This is a genomic window from Sphingobacterium sp. LZ11T8 (genome assembly GCF_024261425.1).
Taxonomy (GTDB): Bacteria; Bacteroidota; Bacteroidia; order Sphingobacteriales; family Sphingobacteriaceae; genus Sphingobacterium.
On record NZ_JANBZY010000002.1, the window covers coordinates 92,914 to 113,250 of the forward strand.

At 35.5% G+C, this 20,337-nt stretch carries 25 protein-coding genes; 12 read left to right on the top strand and 13 right to left on the bottom strand.

Going from position 1 to position 20,337, the window contains the following annotated elements; all coding sequences use genetic code 11:
- Positions 1-4: 4 nt before the first annotated feature.
- The 12 genes from NLF99_RS05265 to NLF99_RS05320 all read right to left on the bottom strand — a co-directional run bounded on the left by NLF99_RS05265 (position 5) and on the right by NLF99_RS05320 (position 6,943).
- Entirely contained in the window at positions 5-403 is a 399-nt protein-coding gene (locus NLF99_RS05265) for a hypothetical protein (protein ID WP_254527011.1), read from the bottom strand.
- Complete coding sequence (locus tag NLF99_RS05270) at positions 400-726, bottom strand: hypothetical protein (RefSeq protein ID WP_185216187.1); 327 nt, start codon at positions 724-726, stop codon at positions 400-402. The genes NLF99_RS05265 and NLF99_RS05270 overlap by 4 nt, the downstream gene beginning before the upstream one ends.
- Complete coding sequence (locus NLF99_RS05275; RefSeq protein WP_254527012.1) at positions 719-1,165, bottom strand: hypothetical protein; 447 nt, start codon at positions 1,163-1,165, stop codon at positions 719-721. The genes NLF99_RS05270 and NLF99_RS05275 overlap by 8 nt, the downstream gene beginning before the upstream one ends.
- A 12-nt stretch (positions 1,166-1,177) precedes the next feature.
- A complete protein-coding gene (locus NLF99_RS05280; RefSeq protein WP_254527013.1) occupies positions 1,178-2,029 on the bottom strand; it encodes a hypothetical protein in 852 nt (283 codons plus the stop codon).
- On the bottom strand, positions 2,010-2,795 hold the full coding sequence (locus NLF99_RS05285) for a hypothetical protein (protein WP_254527014.1): 786 nt from the start codon (positions 2,793-2,795) through the stop codon (positions 2,010-2,012). The genes NLF99_RS05280 and NLF99_RS05285 overlap by 20 nt, the downstream gene beginning before the upstream one ends.
- A gap of 12 nt (positions 2,796-2,807) precedes the next feature.
- The gene (locus tag NLF99_RS05290; protein ID WP_254527015.1) at positions 2,808-3,065 is read right to left on the bottom strand and encodes a hypothetical protein; all 258 of its coding nucleotides are present in this window, start codon (positions 3,063-3,065) and stop codon (positions 2,808-2,810) included.
- Between the two features lie 610 nt (positions 3,066-3,675).
- Positions 3,676-4,143, bottom strand: coding sequence for a hypothetical protein (locus NLF99_RS05295; protein ID WP_254527016.1), 468 nt, complete (start codon positions 4,141-4,143; stop codon positions 3,676-3,678).
- Positions 4,144-4,149: 6 nt separating this feature from the next.
- A complete protein-coding gene (locus NLF99_RS05300; RefSeq protein ID WP_254527017.1) occupies positions 4,150-4,686 on the bottom strand; it encodes an ERF family protein in 537 nt (178 codons plus the stop codon).
- Between the two features lie 205 nt (positions 4,687-4,891).
- Positions 4,892-5,173 (bottom strand): hypothetical protein, encoded by a 282-nt coding sequence (locus NLF99_RS05305; protein ID WP_254527018.1) that lies wholly within the window; start codon positions 5,171-5,173, stop codon positions 4,892-4,894.
- A 152-nt stretch (positions 5,174-5,325) separates the two neighbouring features.
- Positions 5,326-5,598, bottom strand: a complete 273-nt coding sequence (locus NLF99_RS05310; protein WP_254527019.1) for a hypothetical protein — start codon at positions 5,596-5,598, stop codon at positions 5,326-5,328.
- A 299-nt stretch (positions 5,599-5,897) separates the two neighbouring features.
- Positions 5,898-6,740: a phage antirepressor KilAC domain-containing protein gene (locus tag NLF99_RS05315; protein WP_254527020.1), complete on the bottom strand. Its 843-nt coding sequence runs from the start codon at positions 6,738-6,740 to the stop codon at positions 5,898-5,900.
- Positions 6,740-6,943, bottom strand: a complete 204-nt coding sequence (locus tag NLF99_RS05320; RefSeq protein ID WP_254527021.1) for a hypothetical protein — start codon at positions 6,941-6,943, stop codon at positions 6,740-6,742. Before NLF99_RS05320 ends, NLF99_RS05315 begins: the two co-directional genes overlap by 1 nt.
- A 181-nt stretch (positions 6,944-7,124) precedes the next feature.
- On the opposite strand from NLF99_RS05320, the gene NLF99_RS05325 reads away from it, so the two are divergent.
- The 8 genes from NLF99_RS05325 to NLF99_RS05360 all read left to right on the top strand — a co-directional run bounded on the left by NLF99_RS05325 (position 7,125) and on the right by NLF99_RS05360 (position 15,208).
- Positions 7,125-7,763 (top strand): XRE family transcriptional regulator, encoded by a 639-nt coding sequence (locus NLF99_RS05325; RefSeq protein WP_254527022.1) that lies wholly within the window; start codon positions 7,125-7,127, stop codon positions 7,761-7,763.
- A 16-nt stretch (positions 7,764-7,779) separates the two neighbouring features.
- A complete protein-coding gene (locus NLF99_RS05330) occupies positions 7,780-8,331 on the top strand; it encodes a hypothetical protein (RefSeq protein ID WP_254527023.1) in 552 nt (183 codons plus the stop codon).
- A complete protein-coding gene (locus NLF99_RS05335) occupies positions 8,331-8,684 on the top strand; it encodes a hypothetical protein (RefSeq protein ID WP_254527024.1) in 354 nt (117 codons plus the stop codon). Before NLF99_RS05330 ends, NLF99_RS05335 begins: the two co-directional genes overlap by 1 nt.
- Positions 8,685-9,726: 1,042 nt before the next feature.
- Complete coding sequence (locus NLF99_RS05340) at positions 9,727-12,612, top strand: hypothetical protein (RefSeq protein WP_254527025.1); 2,886 nt, start codon at positions 9,727-9,729, stop codon at positions 12,610-12,612.
- 427 nt (positions 12,613-13,039) lie between these two features.
- A complete protein-coding gene (locus NLF99_RS05345; RefSeq protein ID WP_185212063.1) occupies positions 13,040-13,285 on the top strand; it encodes a hypothetical protein in 246 nt (81 codons plus the stop codon).
- A complete protein-coding gene (locus NLF99_RS05350; protein WP_254527026.1) occupies positions 13,285-14,007 on the top strand; it encodes a sugar-binding protein in 723 nt (240 codons plus the stop codon). Before NLF99_RS05345 ends, NLF99_RS05350 begins: the two co-directional genes overlap by 1 nt.
- Before the next feature lie 56 nt (positions 14,008-14,063).
- Positions 14,064-14,783, top strand: a complete 720-nt coding sequence (locus NLF99_RS05355) for a DUF2071 domain-containing protein (RefSeq protein WP_254527027.1) — start codon at positions 14,064-14,066, stop codon at positions 14,781-14,783.
- 38 nt (positions 14,784-14,821) lie between these two features.
- Entirely contained in the window at positions 14,822-15,208 is a 387-nt protein-coding gene (locus tag NLF99_RS05360; protein WP_185216206.1) for a VOC family protein, read from the top strand.
- Here NLF99_RS05360 and NLF99_RS05365 read toward each other — a convergent pair.
- Complete coding sequence (locus NLF99_RS05365; protein WP_254527028.1) at positions 15,205-16,032, bottom strand: glutaminyl-peptide cyclotransferase; 828 nt, start codon at positions 16,030-16,032, stop codon at positions 15,205-15,207. The genes NLF99_RS05360 and NLF99_RS05365 overlap by 4 nt on opposite strands.
- Positions 16,033-16,607: 575 nt before the next feature.
- Between NLF99_RS05365 and NLF99_RS05370 the strand changes: the two genes are divergently transcribed.
- From NLF99_RS05370 to NLF99_RS05385, 4 genes are all read left to right on the top strand, one after another.
- Positions 16,608-16,769, top strand: coding sequence for a hypothetical protein (locus tag NLF99_RS05370; protein ID WP_185212114.1), 162 nt, complete (start codon positions 16,608-16,610; stop codon positions 16,767-16,769).
- Between the two features lie 54 nt (positions 16,770-16,823).
- Positions 16,824-18,437: a hypothetical protein gene (locus NLF99_RS05375; protein ID WP_254527029.1), complete on the top strand. Its 1,614-nt coding sequence runs from the start codon at positions 16,824-16,826 to the stop codon at positions 18,435-18,437.
- A 153-nt stretch (positions 18,438-18,590) separates the two neighbouring features.
- On the top strand, positions 18,591-18,926 hold the full coding sequence (locus tag NLF99_RS05380) for a hypothetical protein (RefSeq protein WP_254527030.1): 336 nt from the start codon (positions 18,591-18,593) through the stop codon (positions 18,924-18,926).
- Positions 18,927-18,985: 59 nt separating this feature from the next.
- Positions 18,986-19,378: a barstar family protein gene (locus NLF99_RS05385; protein ID WP_254527031.1), complete on the top strand. Its 393-nt coding sequence runs from the start codon at positions 18,986-18,988 to the stop codon at positions 19,376-19,378.
- The last annotated feature ends 959 nt before the right edge of the window (positions 19,379-20,337 follow it).

The window sequence follows — 20,337 nt, forward strand, 5'->3', positions numbered from 1 at the left end:
TTGTTTAATCTTTAAGTCTGGAAATAGAAAAGCCTTCACGAATAGCGAAGGCTGAATCATCAGTTATTTTGTTGTGGCAGTTCCTGCAGAGTGGAAGCCAATACTCAATCTTGTTAAGGTTTATTCCCCTGGATTTCATGTGATGGACATCAGTAGTTACATGAGTGCATCCATTTAATTTAGCTTTGCAGTAGGGGTTATCTTCTTTGAACTTCTTTGCAAGTTTGTAGTAAATCCTATCTTCCTTAATTCCCTTTTTGGATCGTTTGGGAATTGGGATATTTTTCTTTTGGATAGGCTTTTTAATGAAATTCTTGTTATAACAAAAAAGGCACATACGCTTACTGAATATGTACCTTTCATCTTTGCAGGATTCACAAATCTTTTTCTTTCGCTTTATCATGCCGAATCGATTTTAAACCTAAAATATTCTTCTCCTTTTTTTACCTTTATCTTTTTTACATTCCCCTCGGAGATCAACTTATCATTGATACCGTACTTCTTACAGATAATGTCCTGTGTAGGTTTAATAGGGTTATCCCAATCCGCTAAGGAGCTGGACAGTCCGAATTCAAAATCTATTCTGTAAGGTGGGGGAGGAAGTTGTATTTTACTTGGTAGGAGTAGGAGAGTATGCTTTTCGTATGCTTTGTATTTAGGAGTTTTAAACCGTTTACCCTGCCAAGCTTCGTTAACTGATAAAGGTTTAATATCAATCCTAATCATTTAGTTTTTCCTTTCCGAATAGTAATTCAATTGCTTCTTGTTGAGTTAGGGGTTTTGCGTATCTTGCTCTAAATGTATAGATACTAGAATCGTAGGAATTTTGAAACTTTACTACATAGTCGCCTCTAGAGTCTATAGAGGATAAAACACCTATAAAGTATTCATCTTCTTTAGTTACCCAAGCTTTGATAACATCCCCAACCTTTGGTTTTTCTTCGGGTTTGATACGGTATTCTATTCCATCAACAAAAGCTGGGTTCTTCAGTTCATCCCAAACACCTTCGTTCATCATGTCATATGTTTTATACTCAATCACCGCCCCATTCTTATGAGCTTCTTTTAGTTCAGCGAATTTATCTTCTTCTAATAAAGCCTGTTTTAGATTATCAATAGCTACCTCAAATTGAGATATGCTTTCTTTTACTAATTCCCTGTTCATTTTCTTAATTTTTTATTCGGTTAATAAATCTGTTATTTCTTGTTCCATTTCGATTAGGTTGTCGAAAAAGGTCTTTAGTGCAATACGTTCTGATTGGTTTTTTAAAGAGAATCGTATCTCGTTTTCAGATACTTCTTTCAGTACCGCTTTAGCTCCCTCAACCTTTCCAGGGTTTTCGCTCAATACTTTCCTCAAAAGGTCGATTACCTTTCTGTTCGATAGCCGTGTGTTAGGGTCTTTGATACTTTCGTTTTCCTTGTCCTTGATCGTGTCCAAAACTGCCTGATGGTACATTCCAAACTTTACTTCGTTGGAGTAGGAGACAAGCTTGAAATGTTCGTTAAGGAATCGGTACAGGTAGACAGCTGAAAAGGGGATGACCTTTGTGAGTTTGTACTTGGCGAATCCCTCTATCAAATGCAGCTTAGCGAGTACCTTTTGTTCCTCAATTGATGGAATTGGTTTTTCTTCTTCCTTATGCGATACCTGTTTTGCGATTTCCGCACGTTTTGCTGACGTGTAATGAGCTTTTAGGAATTTAATGACCGTGACTATAGAAAGACCAAGAAAGTCGCCGTATTCACCTAAAACACCTTTGTTAATCGCAATGGGAATTTCAAGCAATCTGATGTTAGGAACAGCCCGTTTGATTTCAAGCGCAATTCCGTCCATTAGGTGACTTCCCTTTTCTTCATTGGGGTTGAATCCCAAATCTTTTTGAGCCTTCAATATCGCAGGTAGGACAACTTTGTCAATCTCCAGTTCCTCAACATCACGAGCCATGGGGGAATCCAGCATTTCCACGCAAAGTTCAAATCTTTGAAGAGCCGTGTATTTTTCGATTTTAGTGAGCCCTGTTTCCATATTTTTTCATTATTACTTCCTGTGCGATCTGTTCGTGTGTCTTTTGTGGCGCATCCTTCGATTGGTTCTCTACCTTTGGTTTTCTTCCCTGCCGTATCTCCGATGTTATCCAGGAGTTGAAGTACCGTTTGAATTCCTGCTCGGTTTCTTCAATTTTTCCCGATCCGAGAATATAAAGTTCAAAGGCATCGAGCCATTCAAGGACATCGTGGACCAACAGGGAATTTTTCATTGCAATCGTGTTCAGCCACTCGGAATAACCGGCGCAACTTTCCTTTAATTTTTGTATCGGTTTTTTACCGAATTGATTTGAAGAAAAAGTGAGTGTGGTTTTTTCTATTTCATTCACTTTATTTTCTATTTCTATTTTACTTTCTATTTCTCTTTCTCTTTCACTTTCTAAAGGTGGGTTATTTTGGGTTTCCGAATTGGGTTTTTTGGGTTTTTCATCCTTTGGTGGTCTACCTCCTTTTTTGCCATTTTCCCTATTTGCTTTTTGCTTTCGTAATCGTGAATTGACTGAAATATGTGTATATTCATTGTCTTCAATTTCAAACTTTTCGGTTACAGATTTCCAGTCATCTTCATCAACTTTCATCCGTATTCTATTTTCGAAATGAGACTTCATAATCTTCATTGTTCCGCCATTGGAATACATCAAAAAAAGGCACTCTAAATAGATGTACCTTTGGATAGGGGAAAGCTCAAAAAAGGTATCACTAAACCACCAATCTTTAGGGTAAAAAGTGAATCCTAATTGTGACATAATTTTTTGCTTTTAAACAGACCTCCTTCTTGTCCAATCAGGTGCAGTATATCCTGCAAAAGTTAACCTTTGCTTTTCCACATCGACAATTGTCAATATTGATTGGAATCTATTTTCCTTGGCTTCATTTACCTTATCCAAAGCCATTTCCAGCGTCTTAAATCGGAATGGTGTAAGCTGTAGCTCGGGACAGGTCACTTTGTATGGTTTTTCACTGTCGATTTTATCAAACCGGGTGAAAACAGGTCTTGCTTTTGGTTTTACTGACATAATGATAATTCGTTTTCTAGTTCTTTAATTCGGTTAGTTATCTGTGTTCTTCTTGACTGAATGATATTAGAATCTTTCAAGTGCTTATCCCATATATCTATTAATGAATCATGTACTACCACAAGATCATCCTCGGTTATATGGTTGGGGCATACCGTTACGTTTGTCCATTTATTGTTGGATGTGCAGTCGAATTGATTTTCAGAAAATGCACGGTAGAAAACATGCAGATATGTTGGGGTTATGCTAATGTTTACTTCTCCTAATTTGAAACTAAGAGGTGAATTGATATTATCTATCAATGGTAGAAACCTAGTCTCTATCAATTGTATTATTTCCTTGATTTCCATTTTGGTTTAATTGGAATCGGGGATCTGATAATTAAGATATACAGCGCATATCCTTATTATATCCTCGATGTAGTCAGAAAATTGAGTTTTTGTTAAATCCTTTGTGGATGGAGTGTTAAGAATGGTTTTCCAGAACCTGTGAACCAAATCATAATGAGAAAACCTTTCTTTTTCCCATCCTGCGTAGAGTAGGGCAGTTGATGAATGTGGAATCACAACGCCCCAGTAATACGCATTGGCGTCTATGGAGCGTTTCTTCATTATTTAATGCTTACGGCCAATCCCATTTTGCCCTTTTGGATCGGAGGTTTTATCTCCACTCCGTTTTCATCAAATATTGGTTTTGTGATGGTTTTTAAAAACTTCTCACGTTCCTTTTTCTTTTTGTCCAATTCGGCAATTTGATTGGAAAGTTCATTCCATTCTTCATCGTCACACATTGAAAAATCATAAGAAACACCTGTCATTCGCTCAGTTATTTCGCAACCATATTTTTTGTAAACTTCTCCTTTACCTAGCCTGGTTTCCTGTTCAGCATATGGCCTGATAACCTTTTCAAGTTGAGTGAACAGTTCTTGGCCTTTCTTAGCTGTGATAAATAGCTTAAGCGCATCTGTAAAACCCTCAGATAGGTTTACCCTTGCCTGTTCTACCGTTTGGCTGATATAATCCTTGTTTAAGTCCAAAAGCTTAGATGGACTTACTTCGATTTCAAATTCTTGATTCATGATTAATTATTTTGAAGGTTTGTAATTCTTTTCTGCTGATTCCAATGTTTCCTTATAGGCTTTCTTCATTCTGAATTTATCATTGAGCTTTGAAAGCCATTTTTCACCCTTGTTAATAAGCGACAGATATCCATTGAATTGATCTTCAGTTAACCATGGTCTTGTGTCTTCAGGTTTGTCAACTTTATTTCCAGAAGCTTTATTTGCGTCATCATCTTCTTCTTGGATATTTAGCAATGCTTTAAGGGTATATCTTCGATAGTAAGTAATAGCTGAACCAATTTTTTGTGGATCTTGAGATTGGGGAAGTTCTAATGAGCTTTCAATTTTTTCGCCTGTATCGACATCAATAATCTGTGTCAATAATGTGTTCCCCTGAATAGGCTGTAGAACCATTAAATTTTGATTGTGGAACAACGGATTGGACAATTCAATCAATTGATTTATGTCAGCATACTTAGATTTGAAAAATGGATTATCTGCATCCTTTGTCAACTTTCCAATGTTCTTTTGGATTTCGAATAGTTTCTTATATATCTTCATATCTTTATCTACTTGTTATAATTACTTCATACTCACTTGCCCCAACATAAAGGGCATATAAAAAGAAAAAAGCCATTACAGCTATTGCAATGACTTGAAAATAGAATCGAAACATTTCTTTAGTTTCTTCATCTAAGTAGAACCACCAGTTCTGAACTGATCGGTCAATTCTTTTAAACAGTTTCATATTATCGTTTACGTTTGGTTACAATTTGATTTCCGGCAAATGGTTGTAGCTGTTTTGTATAAGCTCATTTATTCTTTTATGAGAATAATATTTACAGCTTCCTTTACCGTTCTGGCTGACAGGTTTTAAAAGACCTGATTTAATGTATTTCCTTATTCTGTTTTCCCCATATAGTTCACAGGCTTCCTTAAAAATCAATTGGGGTTTAGATGTTATTTTGTTCAGCTTTTCATCGGAAACCATAGATATTACTACAGCTCTAAGGTCTGATAGTGAAACTTGGATTACTTTATCTTCCATGATTGATAGATTTTAAAATGAAAAAGCCCGACTGTTACATCGGGCTGTGTTTGACATTTACGTTATTAGGCGGCTAAAAATGTCTTAAATCTGCCTTCCTTATTTGGAGAGCCGTAGGTGGAATCGAACCACCCATGAATCCAGTTTACGGCTTAAAATTTGTGTTGACGCTTAGAATCGTTTTGATAAACTCCGGATTGGTAGTAGATAGAACCATTGATGTTAACCTTACATCCTTCACTACAGGTAATGGAGTAATTAGGGGTATGAGGCACAATCTCTTGTTGCCCTGGTGACATTGTAATGCCGTTTAAAATTGCTTGTGATGATCCCTGGTTATGAATTACATCTACATCTTGGAATCCTTCTTTTGAACATGATGCCATAGCTACTACGGCAACTGCTAGTGTTAATATTCTTTTCATGCTGTTTCGTTGTTTTCAACTTATCAATATGGGGTACACACCTATATACAGCTTATTTATGCCCGTAGTACTATTTCAAACTTGAGGGTCTACTTCGATCCAAGTATAATGCTGATACTTTCAAACAGCTGGTCGGTGCTTTAAACCTGCACACGGTTTATAAAGAACTATTGTGTTGATCCCGACCAAGGTTTCGAGCCTTACTGCCTTTAGCTTATCGGGAAATTTTAAACATGGCTCACGCCTGAACAAGTGGTTTTAAAACTTGTAACTAATTGATTTTTAGATGTTGTAGTATTTTAGTTTTTGAATAATGAATGGATAAACTCACGTCCTTTTTCTGTCCAGCGCATTTCCGTTTTAGTCATTTGCTCGCCACGTGAATTGAAGTATTTGTGTGTGTATGTGTCCTCATAACCTTTCCCACGATAATTGGATCGTAGAAGCCATTTATCACCCTGTTTGTATTGAACACCTTTATCCTTAAGGATTTTATTCAACTTAATAGCTGTCAGACCTAATTCCATTGCTATTGAGTTAATAGTTATTTGAGAATTAGAAGTTAAAACATCATCGTAATATTCAGCCTTAGGCTTTACGATATTGAAATATTGTTGGGCCGTTTGAAGTTGAGCTTCTTGTCTTTGTGTTTTATTCCTTAATTCTTTTAATTGGGTAGCCATTTGAATGATCATATCTGGATTTGATAGCATATCTTCAATTGTTTGCGGTGTAGCAGTAATGCCTACAGATAGAAGTTCTTTAATTCGATCATTGCACCATAATTTGAAGTCTACTGAAAGCCATTGAGCATATTCTAATGCTACTTCTTCATGCATCCATGTGCCTTGTTGAATTAATCCTGGTGTTCCGCCTTTTACAACAATTAATAAAGAAGGATAAAGTTTTGCTAACTCACTGGTATTCAACGAAGTCTTAATTTCGCCCATCGGCTTAATTCCTCTTGCTTTTGCTAAGGCATGAATGAAATCATGCGTTTCAGCATTATCAAACCATTGTTTTGGCTCTTTTCCTTTAAAAGGTTTTGCCATATTGTTGGCATTAACATAAGCAGTTCCTTTTTCATTTCTAAAAGTAACCTCGTTACCTTGGTAAGAAAATAATTTTGTTAGTTGGTTCATTACGCTGTCCTGCCAATAAATGATTTGCCATTGTCCTTCCAAACGATATATTCTCGATCTGGAAATTCTTTTGATAGTTCTAGTTTTAAGTTCTTAGCATAACCGTGATTATTAACTAAAATGTATTGGTCAATACTTAATAATCTTACAGTTTTTCTGACAGGTTCAATTATTCCTTTTGCTTTTGGCGGTATTCCTGTCATAATAATGTCATTAACCATGTTATTCAATTGCTTTATATTACTAAATATTACAATATATGACAGAAAGTGTTATTTTTGCATTGCATTTAAAAAATAAATCTTACTATCACTTACACAAAGTAAGGGTAATATATCCGTATTTGCAAGTAATAGTAAGTTAAAAACTTACACATTTTTACATATGTCTGATTATCAGGGAGATAAATTTCAGAAAAAACTTACAGAGTTAGGTATTTCTGCTACAGAAGCTGCAAAAAGAATAGAAATTAGCAGGGATACGATTCATAAATGGTTTAAAAAAGAACAATTGGACCACAAGCAGATTGTAAAAATTACAAAAGGATTGGGATTGTCTCAGGATGAAATATGGGGTGATGACCTTAGTAAGCCTAATGCTAAACCGGCAAGATTTTTAGGCGATGGCACTCCAAATATGTGGGTGGTTCCTATTAAAGCACAAGGAGGGTTTCTTGAAGGTTACGGAGATTCTGTTTTGCTAGAACAGAATATAGAGAAAGTCTATTTTCCATTTATTGGTCAAGAGTGTTTTGCATTTGAAATAGACGGGTTAAGTATGTTGACAGAATATGTTCCTGGAGAATACTTTGTAGGAACTCCGATCGAGAATTTCAATCATTTAGTAAAGGGTAGAGTATATGTATTCCAAACTATCGATGGGATCATAATTAAAGAATTTGTTAAGATCGAGGACGATTATATCCATTTAAGATCGCAAAATGAAGATTATAATCCAGTTAAACCAATATACCTTAAAGATATTAAACGCGTGTACCAGCGTGAAATGGTAATTAAAAACTAAGACCAATAAATAAATTATGGAAATAATAATATCCTGGATAATACTATCTTTTGTTGTTGGAGCTGTCGCCTCTAATAGAACAACAGGTTTTTTGGGTGGTTTTCTTATTTCTCTTTTACTTTCTCCATTAATAGGTATTATTATTACCCTTGCTTCAAAAAGAAAAGACACAATCGCATTTGAAAAAGCCTTATTGGAAAAGAATGAATATAAAAATAATGTAAATTATATTGATGAGTTATTTAAGCTTAAATCCTTGTTGGATTCTGGGGCTATAACTAATGAACTTTACGAATCAGAAAAACTAAGGTTAGATAGGAATAGAGTAGAAGTAAGGAATTTATATTTTTTCGATTCTAAAGGAAGGACATTTACAATACATGTTAATAATAGGGGTAAGTCAATTAAAGTAAAAAATAGCATTGCAAATGCTGAAAGATTCACAATAAACGAAAGTGAATTCATATTGACAGTTATTCCGAGTAATATTTTTTTAAGTAACAGGTCTTTTAAATTGAATGCTCCTGATATAGAAAACACATATGATCTTGCAGATATAATTAAATAATGAAAAAAATTTTATTAATTCTAACGCTATCATTTACATTCCTGTCATGCAGTAAGGATGAAGCGCAGGTTGATGATCAAACTATTATTGGAAATTGGGTAGATGTTAATGGAGATAAATGGGTTTATTTAAATCTTAAGTCAAACGGAAATTTTGAATTTTCAATTTGTAGTTCTAGAAATGAAGACAATGAATGTCTCGCAACTGGTAAATATATTTATTCTAATAAATCACTTGCTTTAAAGGCTGGGTATAAGGATTTTGTTTTCGATGTTGATTTAATATCTTCAAATGAATTAACAATTACTGACACAGATAATTATTTCAAAACTATTTCTTACAAGAGGAAGTAATTATTTTTTGAATTATTTGTGTGGCATATTGAAAATAGAAATAGATGGAGGGCGCACACCCTCTCTTTGGTATTTTTTGAGATCAATATGTCTTAATTTTAAATATAGATAGGTGACGAAACAAACCTTTATAATAAATCAAATGAATTTACCAAAATGTTTTATGAATGAAATTTTGTTTTATGAATGTTTTATGAAGATTTTTTAATCGACATAACTGATTGAAAAATAGACTTTTATAAAGGTGTTAGATAGGGTTCGAATCCCTCTCTCTCCGCCAAAGAAACAAAGCCCAACGTTAGTTGGGTTTTGTTGTTTCAGGACAGCCTTGCCAAACTTGTTTGAGCAAAGGCAGTCCTGAAACAACAAAAGGCCCGCGGAGCGAGGCCCTTTGTTACTGTGAAGCCTCCCCCCAAAGGGAAGGTTCAGGGTTTGCGTGCGTGCCCAGTGGGGCTGAACCAATCCCTTTGAGCTACGGGATCCTACCGGAATCCCTAAGAGCTAAAGAATCCTGATTGAGTTCCTTGGCAAACTTGTTTGAGCAAAGGCAGTCCTGAAACAACAAAAGGCCCGCGGAGCGAGGCCCTTTGTTTCTGTGAAGCCTCCCCCCAAAGGGAAGGTTCAGGGTTTGCGTGCGGGCCCAGTGGGGCTGAACCAATCCCTATGAGCAACGGGATCCTTTGAGCTAAAGAATCCAGATAGTGTCCCTTTGAGCTACTTGTTCATATTAATGTCCCTATTAGCTATAAGTCCCTACCGCAATCCCATTAACCTTAAGAATCTTTCTCTTTTTCCCTTAAAATCTCCAACCACCTTACCCATTAGCAAATAATTTTTCAGGTTTCAATATGGTTTCCCGTAAAATCTTTTACTGTTTATCAATTAATTTTGAATCAACAGACCGACTTATTATTAATCATTACCCTTAGACTGACAAAATTTGGCCGTCTGCGAAATTACATTTGTGAAATAGTTCCAAAAAAGTGAATCTGAACTAATACATGGCTTTTGCCATGCAACCAATCTATTATTATTAACTGAAATGAAACAGAAATTTAAAAATCTCTATGCTGACTATCCAGATCTAATTAACATCCGCTCAGTTGAAATCTGTGAAGTAGATGATAATGACATTCCTAATGGCTCCGGTGGAATAAATAGGGAAGGATATACCTATGGTCAATTGAGGCATCAGCCCATCATTAACGAATTGTTAGAGAATATCAGCAATCATAAATTGGCCGAGTTAGCCCAAAAGTGCAATGCTCGAAATGCAAACACTCCCTTTGAAATGTTCAAAATTGATGGAGAGTACTGTTTTTGGGGATTACGGATTTCCCCTGTGGTCAGAACTCCAGATGAAGCGCAATTACGCGAAATACTTGCTTCCAATGAAAATACAGCCAAAGCCTTAGCGGATAGGAGTGTTACTGCGGCTATGATCCGTGAAGTAACTTATGACTTGCTCAGGCAGGAAGTAGCCCATGTCTGTGGCATGACGGTAAGAGAAGCTTCACTAGCGATTGGCAATCAGCTTGATTGTGCACCTCATGAAGACCCAAGTGGATATATTTTTATGGTCCCTAACTGGGCACACAACTGGTTTAGGCATGATGGCTATGTTTCGAAGATGCTGAAGGTATTAAATAACGATAACGGTTTGGTTGATAATTCTTTTTCCGAAGTAATGGATAAATTACTCAGTGAATGTGAAATTAATCAGACCCAGTATACTCGATCTGATATTGTTGAATACCTAAATAGTTCCAATCTTCTTCAAAAGCGTTTATATGAAGATTCGAGTTTTATGCAAGCATATCAGTCTTATTATAAAACATTAAGTATCTACAAAAAGAAGAATGCGGATAAATATTTCGTTAATAATTTCATCTCTAAGCCATTAAGCCAAGATGGCAGTCTGATTGTAGCAGAACAGAGCTTGACTTTTGATACGGTAAAAAATTCTGCAGAAAGCCTTAAGGTATTAGGTGAAATGATAAACCTATCATTTGAGGACGAGATAAGAGAAACGTTAGACATTTTCAAAAATAATTTTGAGAAAATAGAATTACCTAAAGAATCTTGGTTCTCCATCACTGGCGCGAGTAACGTGAAGAAATTTACGCAAAGGGCTACAGAAGTATATTCAATCTATACCAATATTCTGGAAGAATACCATTTTGCTAAATTTTCCATTTTACAATCCATCAATGAATATTCTCAATTAAGGATTCAGTTAAGCTTTGACAGGGAAGATTTAATTTGCGTCCTAAAAGATGTGTATGGCGAGAAAATCTATGATTCATACCCACAATTATTCAATTTCAATCAAATTGAATGGTTGGATGTAGAGAACATGTTTAACGATTTGGACACGCAATTTGAAAAGATTCAAGGTAAATACGATGCGTTTTTAGATCAGGCAGATAAAAATCTACAAAAGGTAAAAGACCAATTAGATTCATCACTTTCAAATGTTGTTGATAAGATGGTCTATTCCAAGCTAAAGCAAAAGCATATTGGAAAGGAGGTTGGCAAAGTTGCGATGAAAGTATTAGAAAACTTTTCAAATACAAGGGCCCTATCTAAGGAGAAATGTTTGGAAATTAAGAAGGATATTGAGTTTATGAAACTTTCCTTTGCTCCAGATTATCAAAAGATCCTGGTTGATTTGGGGAGGTTATTTGAGGTTTACACCAATATTCGCGAGGTATTTATTCCTTTGGCAGAGTGTTATGGAAGGTATTTCAACAATATTTTAGGAGGTGAATTAAAGAGTTTACTGAACAAATATGGAGAATTTAAGCAGTCTCCGGTTTTTAAGGAAAGAGAAAGACTTGTTTTATCAAGGCGTGCGAATGAGTTGGATGTCTTAGAACATCATAAAAGCATTGGAAATCTAGAAAAGCTTTTAGATGACGAAAGGGCATATCTTGAAAATGAGGTTAAGCCGTTATATGAAAGGTTGTTGAATATTCAGCCAACCAAACCAGGAATGATTTCAAAGATCTTGTCTTTGGGTTTAAATACGGCAGTATATGATCATGTATTTGCTAAATGGTCTACTTTTTTCGAACCATACGAGGCTGAATTTAATTCAAGTACAAATGAAATTGAAAAATTAAAAAAGGACATTTCATATTATAAGGGTCGTATCGTTGATTTAGAAAAAGAAAATGTCAACATAGCAAAGTCAATTGAGGGTTTTTCAGAGGAAGTTAAAGAGTATTTTAAAGAAAACAATATGGACGCTGTTTTAACAGATATTAATCCAGCGAATATCAATACTGTTTTAAAGATTTCGAAGGATATTTTAGAAAAAGGACTTCGGGACAATTTATTGAACCCAGCAGAATACCTAAGTAACCTGACCTTCGTTAAGGCAGTTAAAGGGGCTGAAAGCTATGATGAGAGCAAATTAGTGTCTAGGAAAATTTCGAATGCAGCCAATAAAGTACTTGATACGGTTGCCTTATTAGACAACGTACGTAAGAAATTCATAGATGGAGTTTCAACAGGAATGGAAAAAGGTTCTTTTGATGTGAATGAAACTAAATTGATTTCGGATCAAATGGATTCTTTTATTACCAAAACGAATTTTCTGCAATTGCGTGATGAGGATTCCATTAAAGAAAGGATGAGCGGTTATTTAGAGAAATTGATGATTGAAAACTTTCCGGACAAACCATACCTTGCTGATTTATCAGGTAAAATGGTCGGAATAATCGCGGAGCAAGCAAAAAGTATGGTTCGTCGATTAAAGTATTTGGATGAAATTAAAGCCCTGAAAGCTCTAAATAAAAGCAATGATGAAATTTTAGAAAAACTCAATCAGGATTTAATGCAGCATACTAACGATGCAATTACGTCCGATCTCAACGAAAGGGATCAGTTAATTAATCAAATCAAGCAAAGTTTAACCATTTAGTATTTTTGTCATGTTTATTAATATTTGTGTAGGCATTTTAGCATATATCATCTTTATCTTTTTATTCAGTAAAAGGCAAAATGCCTTAGCTGTCAAAAACGAGTTCGGATTAACAAGTTTAAAGAATGTCAATCAAGCCTACTTTCTCAACATACTTTTTGTTCTGTTCATACTAGGATATTCTTATTATGTGTTAACGCATCAGTCTGGATGGTCCATGTATGTCATGTTAGGTTTAAATGTAATAACCTATTTCATAGGATTTGTGGTTGATCCTGATGAAGCCGAAAAGGAACCGGAAAATTAAAAATGAATGAACAGCTCTCTAAATAGGAGGGCTGTTTTTTTATAGACTGATCATAAGATTAACATTCTTTCCCTCCAATTTTTCTATATTCGTTAAACTAAAAATCAATTTCCCAAATCTATGAACCAAAATAAATATTCCCAATTGACGGACGAACAGCTCCTACAAGAGCAAAAGAAATTAAAGTCAACCAATCTGATCAATGCACTTTTGATCGGGGCGGCGGTAGGTGTTGCAGCCTACAGCTTCTATAATAAAGGGTTCAGCTTTTTTACGTTATTCCCATTATTATTTGTCTATTGGTTTGTGAAATCCAAAAATAGCACAAAGGAATTAGAGGACGAGATCAAATCAAGAAATCTATAATGCCTAAAAGACCAATATCTTTTCTATTTCCTTTCATCCTTCTGACCGGATTGTTTAGCCTTCCCAAAGCTACTATAGCGCAATCTTCTGAAATCCCATTAATTCCATTCAAAAAAAACCATTCCACCTCTATAGATGGGAATCTAACCGACTGGAATAATCAAAGAAATCTATTCACCGTAGATCAATTTATATCTCCTTGGGGAAATCAAAACTTTGGGAAGACGATCTTTAAGGCATTTCATGATGGGTCCTATTTCTATTTCTATTTTGATATCAAGGATAATAAGGTTGTAGAAAAGAAATTTGAGAAAGAAGAAGATGTAGGTAGAGGCGATAGAGGAGAGATATTCTTATCAGTAGATCTTGGTTTAAAAGAATATTACTGTTTTGAAATATCCCCAAGTGCCAAGGTTTTAGACTATAGGGCAAGCCATTATAGAAAGTTTGACTATGGATGGGATTTAGAAAGTTTAGAAGTTAAGTCAAAAATAAAACCTGATGGCTACATTTTGGAAGGTAAGATTCCTATGGATTTCATTAAAAGTATAATGGATTCAAGTTCCGGGCAATCAGTATATTTAAGCTTATTCAGAGGCGAATTTGATAGTCTGGAATGGAATGAGAAATCAATCAATTGGATATCTTGGATTAGACCCACTAGTATAAAGCCAGATTTCCATATTCCATCAGCATTCAAAAAGGTACAATTTGGAAAGTAATGAAATTTGTAATTTACTCATAAAAATTTTAACAATAAAGACTCTAGCATTTCCCGATGAATATACCAAAGATCCATGGGTTTATAGAAAGAAGGATATTAGTCAATTATACTGCAGATCCTACAGTCGTTAGCGGAATCTTGCCAGCTCCATTTACGCCAAAATTATATAAAGGAAAAGCAATTGTAGGCATCTGCTTGATCCGGCTCAAATCTATCAAGCCGAAAGGTTTTCCTAAATTATTTGGAGTTAGTTCTGAAAATGCAGCCCATCGTTTTGCTGTAGAATGGACAGATGAATCCGGCCAAATTTGTGAAGGGGTCTATATTCCCAGAAGAGATACCAGTCTCTATTTGAACACTTTAGTAGGAGGTAGGTTTTTTCCTGGAAAACATAACTTTGCAAACTTCAATATTCGAGAATCTAATGCTAATTATCACCTAGATGCGCTCAGTTCCGATCAGAATCATATCCAAATCGACGCCAGGAGAACCTCAGAGTTTCCATTAGGTTCAATATTCGACAACATTGACGAGGTATCCCAGTTCTTTGAAAAAGGATCCATTGGTTATTCACCAAATGGAAAATCATTCGATGGACTAAAATTAAACACCTATAATTGGGAGATAAGTCCATTAGAAGTACAAAACATAAAATCGACTTATTTTGATGATAAAAACCGCTTTCCTGAAGGCTCTATCCAATTTGACCATGCCGTAATAATGTTAAATATCGAACATGAATGGCAATCTATGAAATCAATTTCCTGTCTTTAATTGTTCTTGCTATATAGCGTTTGGTAATGCAGATAAATATGAAACTAGATCCTATTGTCGCTGTGCAAGATGTACAGAAGAGTGCCGTTTGGTATGAAAGGTTATTAAACCTCCATAACAGTCATGGTGGCGAGAATTTCGCTGTATTGCAAGATTCTTCGGGTGAAACCATTATATGCCTACATCAATGGGCTGAACATCATCATCCTAGCATGGAAAACCCAGACCTTGCACATGGAAATGGCTTAATCTTATATTTTAAGACCAAGGATTACCAAGGGATTTACGATACAGCAAAAGAAATGCAGATTGAGATGATTGAAGATCTTCATAGAAATATGAATTCCAAAAAAATGGAATTTTCATTTTATGATCTCGATGGGTATTACATTAGTATCACTGAAGACCATAATTATGAAGGTTAATTGATCCTTATCTTAAATATCAAAGGCCAGTTTTTTCCAGTAACAAACATAAATTTATTCATAGGATCCCAGGCAATCCCATTCAACACCTTTTCAGGGTCAGGTTGAAAACTCTTGTCGTAAAGTTGTAAGATCCCTTCAAAACTTATTTTTCCTGCCACATAGCCTGTTTTCGGGTCTATTTTATAAATGTAATCAGACCCCCATTGGTTAGCGAAAATATAACCTTCCACATATTCCAATTCATTCAGGCTATCGACTGACCCCATATTATCTAGTACCTTTAATTCTTTGATGATTGCCATGTTTTCCGGATTAAGGTAGTACAACGTGGAGGAACCATCACTTAATATCAAGGAGGTAGAATCATGTGTCAATCCCCAGCCTTCTTTCTGCCAGCTATGTGTGCCGCTGGGCTGCTTTAAATTGTCCAGATCAAATTGATAGATTTTATTGTTCATGTAAGTCAATTGATAAAGCTTATTGTTCAGTATGGTTATTCCTTCACCGAACACTTCATTCTCATAGTTTCCCTTGAGTACTTCAACTTTTGCCGTTGAAGTATCAATTTTGTTGATTCGGGTATGCCTTTCAAGACCTGTCCCTTCAATTAGACTTCCTTGGTCTAAAACAAAGCCTTGGGTAAAAGCTGAAGTATCGTGGTCTAGTGTTCCAATTATCTGATAGGTGAGAGGTATAGCTTCCGGAATAGGGCTTTGCGTGGAATTTTGACTAGCTTGAATAGGTTCTGTTTTAGTTCCCTGTTGACAAGAATAGAGTAGGGACAAACTTATAATATTCAGAAAAATAATATTCTTATTCATCGTGATTAATTGCATTCTTAGTTACTAATATAGTTAAAGCGGCTGAAATTATACATGTTCAAACATGTATTTTACTCCTTTTCAATAAAATAAAACCAGACGTTAATATTAGTATCCAATAAGTCCAAAAATCTTTTTTTTCATGATTAGCTAATCTTGCGCTCATCTGCTTAAAATCTTGCTTAAAACAGTTGAAAATCCTGTTTTTTAAAACACAGTTTAAAGCCGTTAAACGAAGATATTTTTCTGTTTTTTATCGATTTTCGATATACAAAAAATTTAATAAATTGAAGTCAACATTAAGCTGATTGCTAACTAAATCATATTAGCTACTTTTTTTACACGCTAATTTCGTGTAGGCCATGGGCTACAAAAAATAATTAACAGCACTAAATAGATACTATTGATTTCAGGTAATCGAAATCCTGTGTATTTTTGTAGACCATAATTTTATGGCACACAACTATTAAAAAATTAATAAAAAGGCATACAAAATTGCGGCTAAATCTTAACTGATAGGAAAAATTGTTTTTTCTTTTTGGTTTTGAGTCTAGACCGTAATGGAGGTTAAAGAAATGAAAAAGCACTACAAAACTCCCCATGTTCATTTAGTTAAAGTACAGATGGAAGTGGACATCGCATTGGGGTCTGCAAAAGTATATCCTCAAAATGGTAACAATGTGGTCCAAGACCAATGGACTGAAGAGGATGATGATAATAGAAATATCGATTGGTAATAATAAAAATTGATTAAGAAATAGAACATGAATAATATCAAAAATAAAATCAGTATGAAATTTAGTATTGGATTCTTGGCAGTCCTCATGCTTAGTTTTGGATCTTGTAAGAGGTCTGATGATCCAGTTGGGGGCAATGGAGAAGCAAAACTTAATGTTCAGATTGATGGGATTTCTTTTGAAGAGGACAATATTGACTTCGATAAGAAAAGCAGCACCAAAGGCTCTGTTGCATCTGGGCTCGTAAAAGATACCTCATTGGTTTATGATGATTTTGTAGTGGACGTGAAAATGTCCCAAGACAATGATAGATCAAATAGAACAGTGAGTAACCAAACTACTTACCGTGGTTCTGATGCTAATATGGCAGCAGCAGTAACGAAAACTACTCCACTGACCAAAGGTACCAAATATAGATTGGTAGCCTTTAATGCAGATGGTACTTTTAATCAAGCAAAGGATTATACCTATGGTAGTGAAGCTTCAGCAGGTGCGATGAGCTTAGATGCTGGTAAAAAATATACTTTTGTTGCTTATTCGATCAACAGCGCAAATGATGAATTACCTAAATTAATCTACACCAATGGCGTTACAACATTTGCAAATGCAAAATTGGTTGACGTATCTAAAGATTTAATGGTCTTTATTGTTAAAGATAAACAACTGACCTATGGTGACAATAAATTAGGGGTAATCCTAAAACATAGATTCAGCATGATTACTACCCGATTAACGATGGATTCAAAAATGACAGGCTCTATCAAGACCTTGACCAACACAACCATCGGAAAAGTGGATGCTAGTGCTACCTTTAATTTCAATGGCGAAACAATCGCTTACAAAAATGACCAAAATACATTTGCAGCAATCAATTTCCCTGTTTTGGGAACCGGATTAAGGGACGTTACTAGTTTTCCTACCTTGATTATCAACCCTGCATCTACCAACAAAACATTGAATTTTGGCATTATTAAAATTGATGATGAAACCAAGACAAACTTTTCGATCGCTAATATTAAGGTAAATCCTGGATGTAAGTATAACCTGAATCTGAACTTCAGAACCTGTACCCAGGAAGTGAAATTGGCGAATGATGCTTTAAACTGGAAATTTCCTGAAACTGGTGACCGTAAGGGTTGTTATGATCCAAATTCAGGTAAAGTTTGGAAAAATGGAGAATTATTGACGAGAGAATTCACTGCTCCTGCTTCAAATTACGGCTTTACATTTGATATCACCCAATTGGACAATGCCATAAATATGGAAGTTAATGGAGTTCAGATCTTAACTGATCCTAAAGAAGGCCAGATTCAATTCCAAACTTACGATAACACAGCAAATGGTGAAGGAATCATTACTCGTAACATTCAATTTGCTGATGGAACGGAACATGGTAAAGGTGGCATTCCGGATATTTGGAACCTTAGAGGAACTGATGCTACTCCAATGATTAGAATCATTATCAGTAAAACAGGTGAAGTGACCATGTTAGGTAGCAAAACAAACAATGGACCATTAGTTCAAATGGTTTTAAAAGGTTCTTTGAAATTCAACAACGTGCCTTGGAAAACTTCTGGAACGAATAGCGTAAAGGTTACTCAAAAAGTATCCAATACAACTTTTGTTGTAGGTAGAGGTTACGGTCAAGCTAAAATTGCTTGTAAATAAAAATTAAAAGATTAATTTTTTTATAAACATAATTTGTAGGAAAAAGCCTGAGAAATCAGGCTTTTTTTATGTATTCAACTTTGTAGCATCTTGATAAATTTAATCGTTTAGTTAATACACAGCATTTCTATTAATATTAAACCATTGTCAATTATGAAGAGAATTATGTTTTTAGCTCTAGCCATAGTACTGTTTACGGCTTGTGAAAAAGAAGGTCAAGATGCTTCACCCTGCTCCAAAAAATTAAGAAGCCATTTCAAGAAAGAAATACGATGTACCGAGAAAGGTGCGTATGAAACCAATCTCTATAAAGGAATCTATAAAGGCAAAACGGTATATTATGTAGATGTCGTGTGTATTTCTTGCCTAACTGCTTCTCCAGAATATGGCTATACTTGTGACCTAGAAAAGGTAGATTTTGAAAACTTTAATGAAGTTGCCAATAAAACTATGGTTTATAACAGCTGTACTAAGGATTACACGGAATAGCTTTTTGCTGTTACTTCCTATTTAGTCAGATTCCTTAAAATTTCTATTTTTGTGTACGCATGAAAAAAGAAATCATAATTGACGGTAGCCAAATCCACGATAAATCCAGTTTTTACGAAGAAATAAATCGAAAGTTTATGCAAAATGAAAGCTGGCAATTAGCGGAAAGTTTGGATGCATTTGATGACCTATTGTACGGAGGTTTTGGAGCCATCCGTGAAAAGGAAGAAATAACATTGATCTGGGAAAACTTTGAAGCCAATCGAGAAGCTTTAGGAACTGAATTCACCATTAGTTATTATCAGGAAAAGTTAGAGCATCCCGATGATTTCGATTCTTCCGTTATCCAAAAACGATTGGATGCATTAAGGGAAGGGAAGGGGCAGACCTATTTCGAAATCCTCCAAGAAATTATCGCTGAACATTCCAATATCGAACTGATCAAAAAATAAGGCGCAACGTCCAAAAGTTTCTAATCGTTCAGAATCAAAATGCGCTAAGGAGAGATTCAGAGTGAAGCGAAGAATCTATTTTTTTTAGTCATACTGAGGTTCATCCGAAGTATCTCGGAGCAATGCAAACTTACATTATTATACAATTTGCATTGACGAACTTTCCTGCACCTTCGGTGCAGCATGACAGGACCTGTGGGAGGACAACCGTACAGATTCCTCACTAATCGTTCAGAATCAAAATGCGCTAAAGAGGGATTCAGAGTAAACGAAGAATCTATTTTTTGATTCTTTTTGAGCTTTTTGTCATTCCGCTATCGTAAGATGAGGACACCATTTCAAATGTAGTATGGATAGTTCCGAGACCCTTCGGGGTGCCCTCAGGGTGACACAAAAAGGGTATAGAAAAGTATTTCATGCCCGCTAGGGGTTACTCAAAACAAACATCATCCTTCCAAAGGAAGTCCTTTAGCTCCCGGCTCATTTCCAATGGCGGAAAAATGGAAAGAATGACGTTGCCCTGCGCGATGGGATTGGCCTTGGAATGCTTTCAAAAAATTCTCCATCTAAAAGGAGAATTTTGCAGGAAGATATTCCCGACATCAAGGCATTCTTTTCATGTGTGTTGGATTGTGCGAAAAGCCATCTTAAATGAGCCGAAGCCTTTTGGTTACTTTTGGGCTTCAAAAGTAACGAAGAGAATTGGTGTCCCTGAGCTCCTTCGTCGGTTTGGTTAATTTGCGCTTCAAAAGTAACGAAGAGAATTGGTGTCCCTGAGCTCCTTCGTCGGTTTGGTTACTTTTGGGCTTCAAAAGTAACGAAGAGAATTGGTATCCGTGAGCTCCTTCGTCGGTTTGGTTAATTTGGGCTTCAAAAGTAACAATAGGATTGGTATCCCTGAGCTCCTTCGTCAGTTTGGTTAATTTGCGCTTCAAAAGTAAAGAAGAGAATTATTTTAT

What these genes read in the sequence shown, in the direction of transcription:
- NLF99_RS05290 (WP_254527015.1), bottom strand. Translation starts at nt 3,065, where the DNA reads ATGTCAGTAAAACCAAAAGCAAGACCTGTTTTCACCCGGTTTGATAAA.
- NLF99_RS05380 (WP_254527030.1), top strand. Translation starts at nt 18,591, where the DNA reads ATGAAGAGAATTATGTTTTTAGCTCTAGCCATAGTACTGTTTACGGCT.
- NLF99_RS05300 (WP_254527017.1), bottom strand. Translation starts at nt 4,686, where the DNA reads ATGAAGATATATAAGAAACTATTCGAAATCCAAAAGAACATTGGAAAG.
- NLF99_RS05335 (WP_254527024.1), top strand. Translation starts at nt 8,331, where the DNA reads ATGAAAAAAATTTTATTAATTCTAACGCTATCATTTACATTCCTGTCA.
- NLF99_RS05310 (WP_254527019.1), bottom strand. Translation starts at nt 5,598, where the DNA reads ATGAAAAGAATATTAACACTAGCAGTTGCCGTAGTAGCTATGGCATCA.
- NLF99_RS05275 (WP_254527012.1), bottom strand. Translation starts at nt 1,165, where the DNA reads ATGAACAGGGAATTAGTAAAAGAAAGCATATCTCAATTTGAGGTAGCT.
- NLF99_RS05345 (WP_185212063.1), top strand. Translation starts at nt 13,040, where the DNA reads ATGAACCAAAATAAATATTCCCAATTGACGGACGAACAGCTCCTACAA.
- NLF99_RS05370 (WP_185212114.1), top strand. Translation starts at nt 16,608, where the DNA reads ATGAAAAAGCACTACAAAACTCCCCATGTTCATTTAGTTAAAGTACAG.
- NLF99_RS05315 (WP_254527020.1), bottom strand. Translation starts at nt 6,740, where the DNA reads ATGAACCAACTAACAAAATTATTTTCTTACCAAGGTAACGAGGTTACT.
- NLF99_RS05305 (WP_254527018.1), bottom strand. Translation starts at nt 5,173, where the DNA reads ATGGAAGATAAAGTAATCCAAGTTTCACTATCAGACCTTAGAGCTGTA.
- NLF99_RS05285 (WP_254527014.1), bottom strand. Translation starts at nt 2,795, where the DNA reads ATGTCACAATTAGGATTCACTTTTTACCCTAAAGATTGGTGGTTTAGT.
- NLF99_RS05265 (WP_254527011.1), bottom strand. Translation starts at nt 403, where the DNA reads ATGATAAAGCGAAAGAAAAAGATTTGTGAATCCTGCAAAGATGAAAGG.
- NLF99_RS05385 (WP_254527031.1), top strand. Translation starts at nt 18,986, where the DNA reads ATGAAAAAAGAAATCATAATTGACGGTAGCCAAATCCACGATAAATCC.
- NLF99_RS05365 (WP_254527028.1), bottom strand. Translation starts at nt 16,032, where the DNA reads ATGAATAAGAATATTATTTTTCTGAATATTATAAGTTTGTCCCTACTC.
- NLF99_RS05350 (WP_254527026.1), top strand. Translation starts at nt 13,285, where the DNA reads ATGCCTAAAAGACCAATATCTTTTCTATTTCCTTTCATCCTTCTGACC.
- NLF99_RS05270 (WP_185216187.1), bottom strand. Translation starts at nt 726, where the DNA reads ATGATTAGGATTGATATTAAACCTTTATCAGTTAACGAAGCTTGGCAG.
- NLF99_RS05280 (WP_254527013.1), bottom strand. Translation starts at nt 2,029, where the DNA reads ATGGAAACAGGGCTCACTAAAATCGAAAAATACACGGCTCTTCAAAGA.
- NLF99_RS05325 (WP_254527022.1), top strand. Translation starts at nt 7,125, where the DNA reads ATGTCTGATTATCAGGGAGATAAATTTCAGAAAAAACTTACAGAGTTA.
- NLF99_RS05330 (WP_254527023.1), top strand. Translation starts at nt 7,780, where the DNA reads ATGGAAATAATAATATCCTGGATAATACTATCTTTTGTTGTTGGAGCT.
- NLF99_RS05340 (WP_254527025.1), top strand. Translation starts at nt 9,727, where the DNA reads ATGAAACAGAAATTTAAAAATCTCTATGCTGACTATCCAGATCTAATT.
- NLF99_RS05360 (WP_185216206.1), top strand. Translation starts at nt 14,822, where the DNA reads ATGAAACTAGATCCTATTGTCGCTGTGCAAGATGTACAGAAGAGTGCC.
- NLF99_RS05375 (WP_254527029.1), top strand. Translation starts at nt 16,824, where the DNA reads ATGAAATTTAGTATTGGATTCTTGGCAGTCCTCATGCTTAGTTTTGGA.
- NLF99_RS05320 (WP_254527021.1), bottom strand. Translation starts at nt 6,943, where the DNA reads ATGACAGGAATACCGCCAAAAGCAAAAGGAATAATTGAACCTGTCAGA.
- NLF99_RS05355 (WP_254527027.1), top strand. Translation starts at nt 14,064, where the DNA reads ATGAATATACCAAAGATCCATGGGTTTATAGAAAGAAGGATATTAGTC.
- NLF99_RS05295 (WP_254527016.1), bottom strand. Translation starts at nt 4,143, where the DNA reads ATGAATCAAGAATTTGAAATCGAAGTAAGTCCATCTAAGCTTTTGGAC.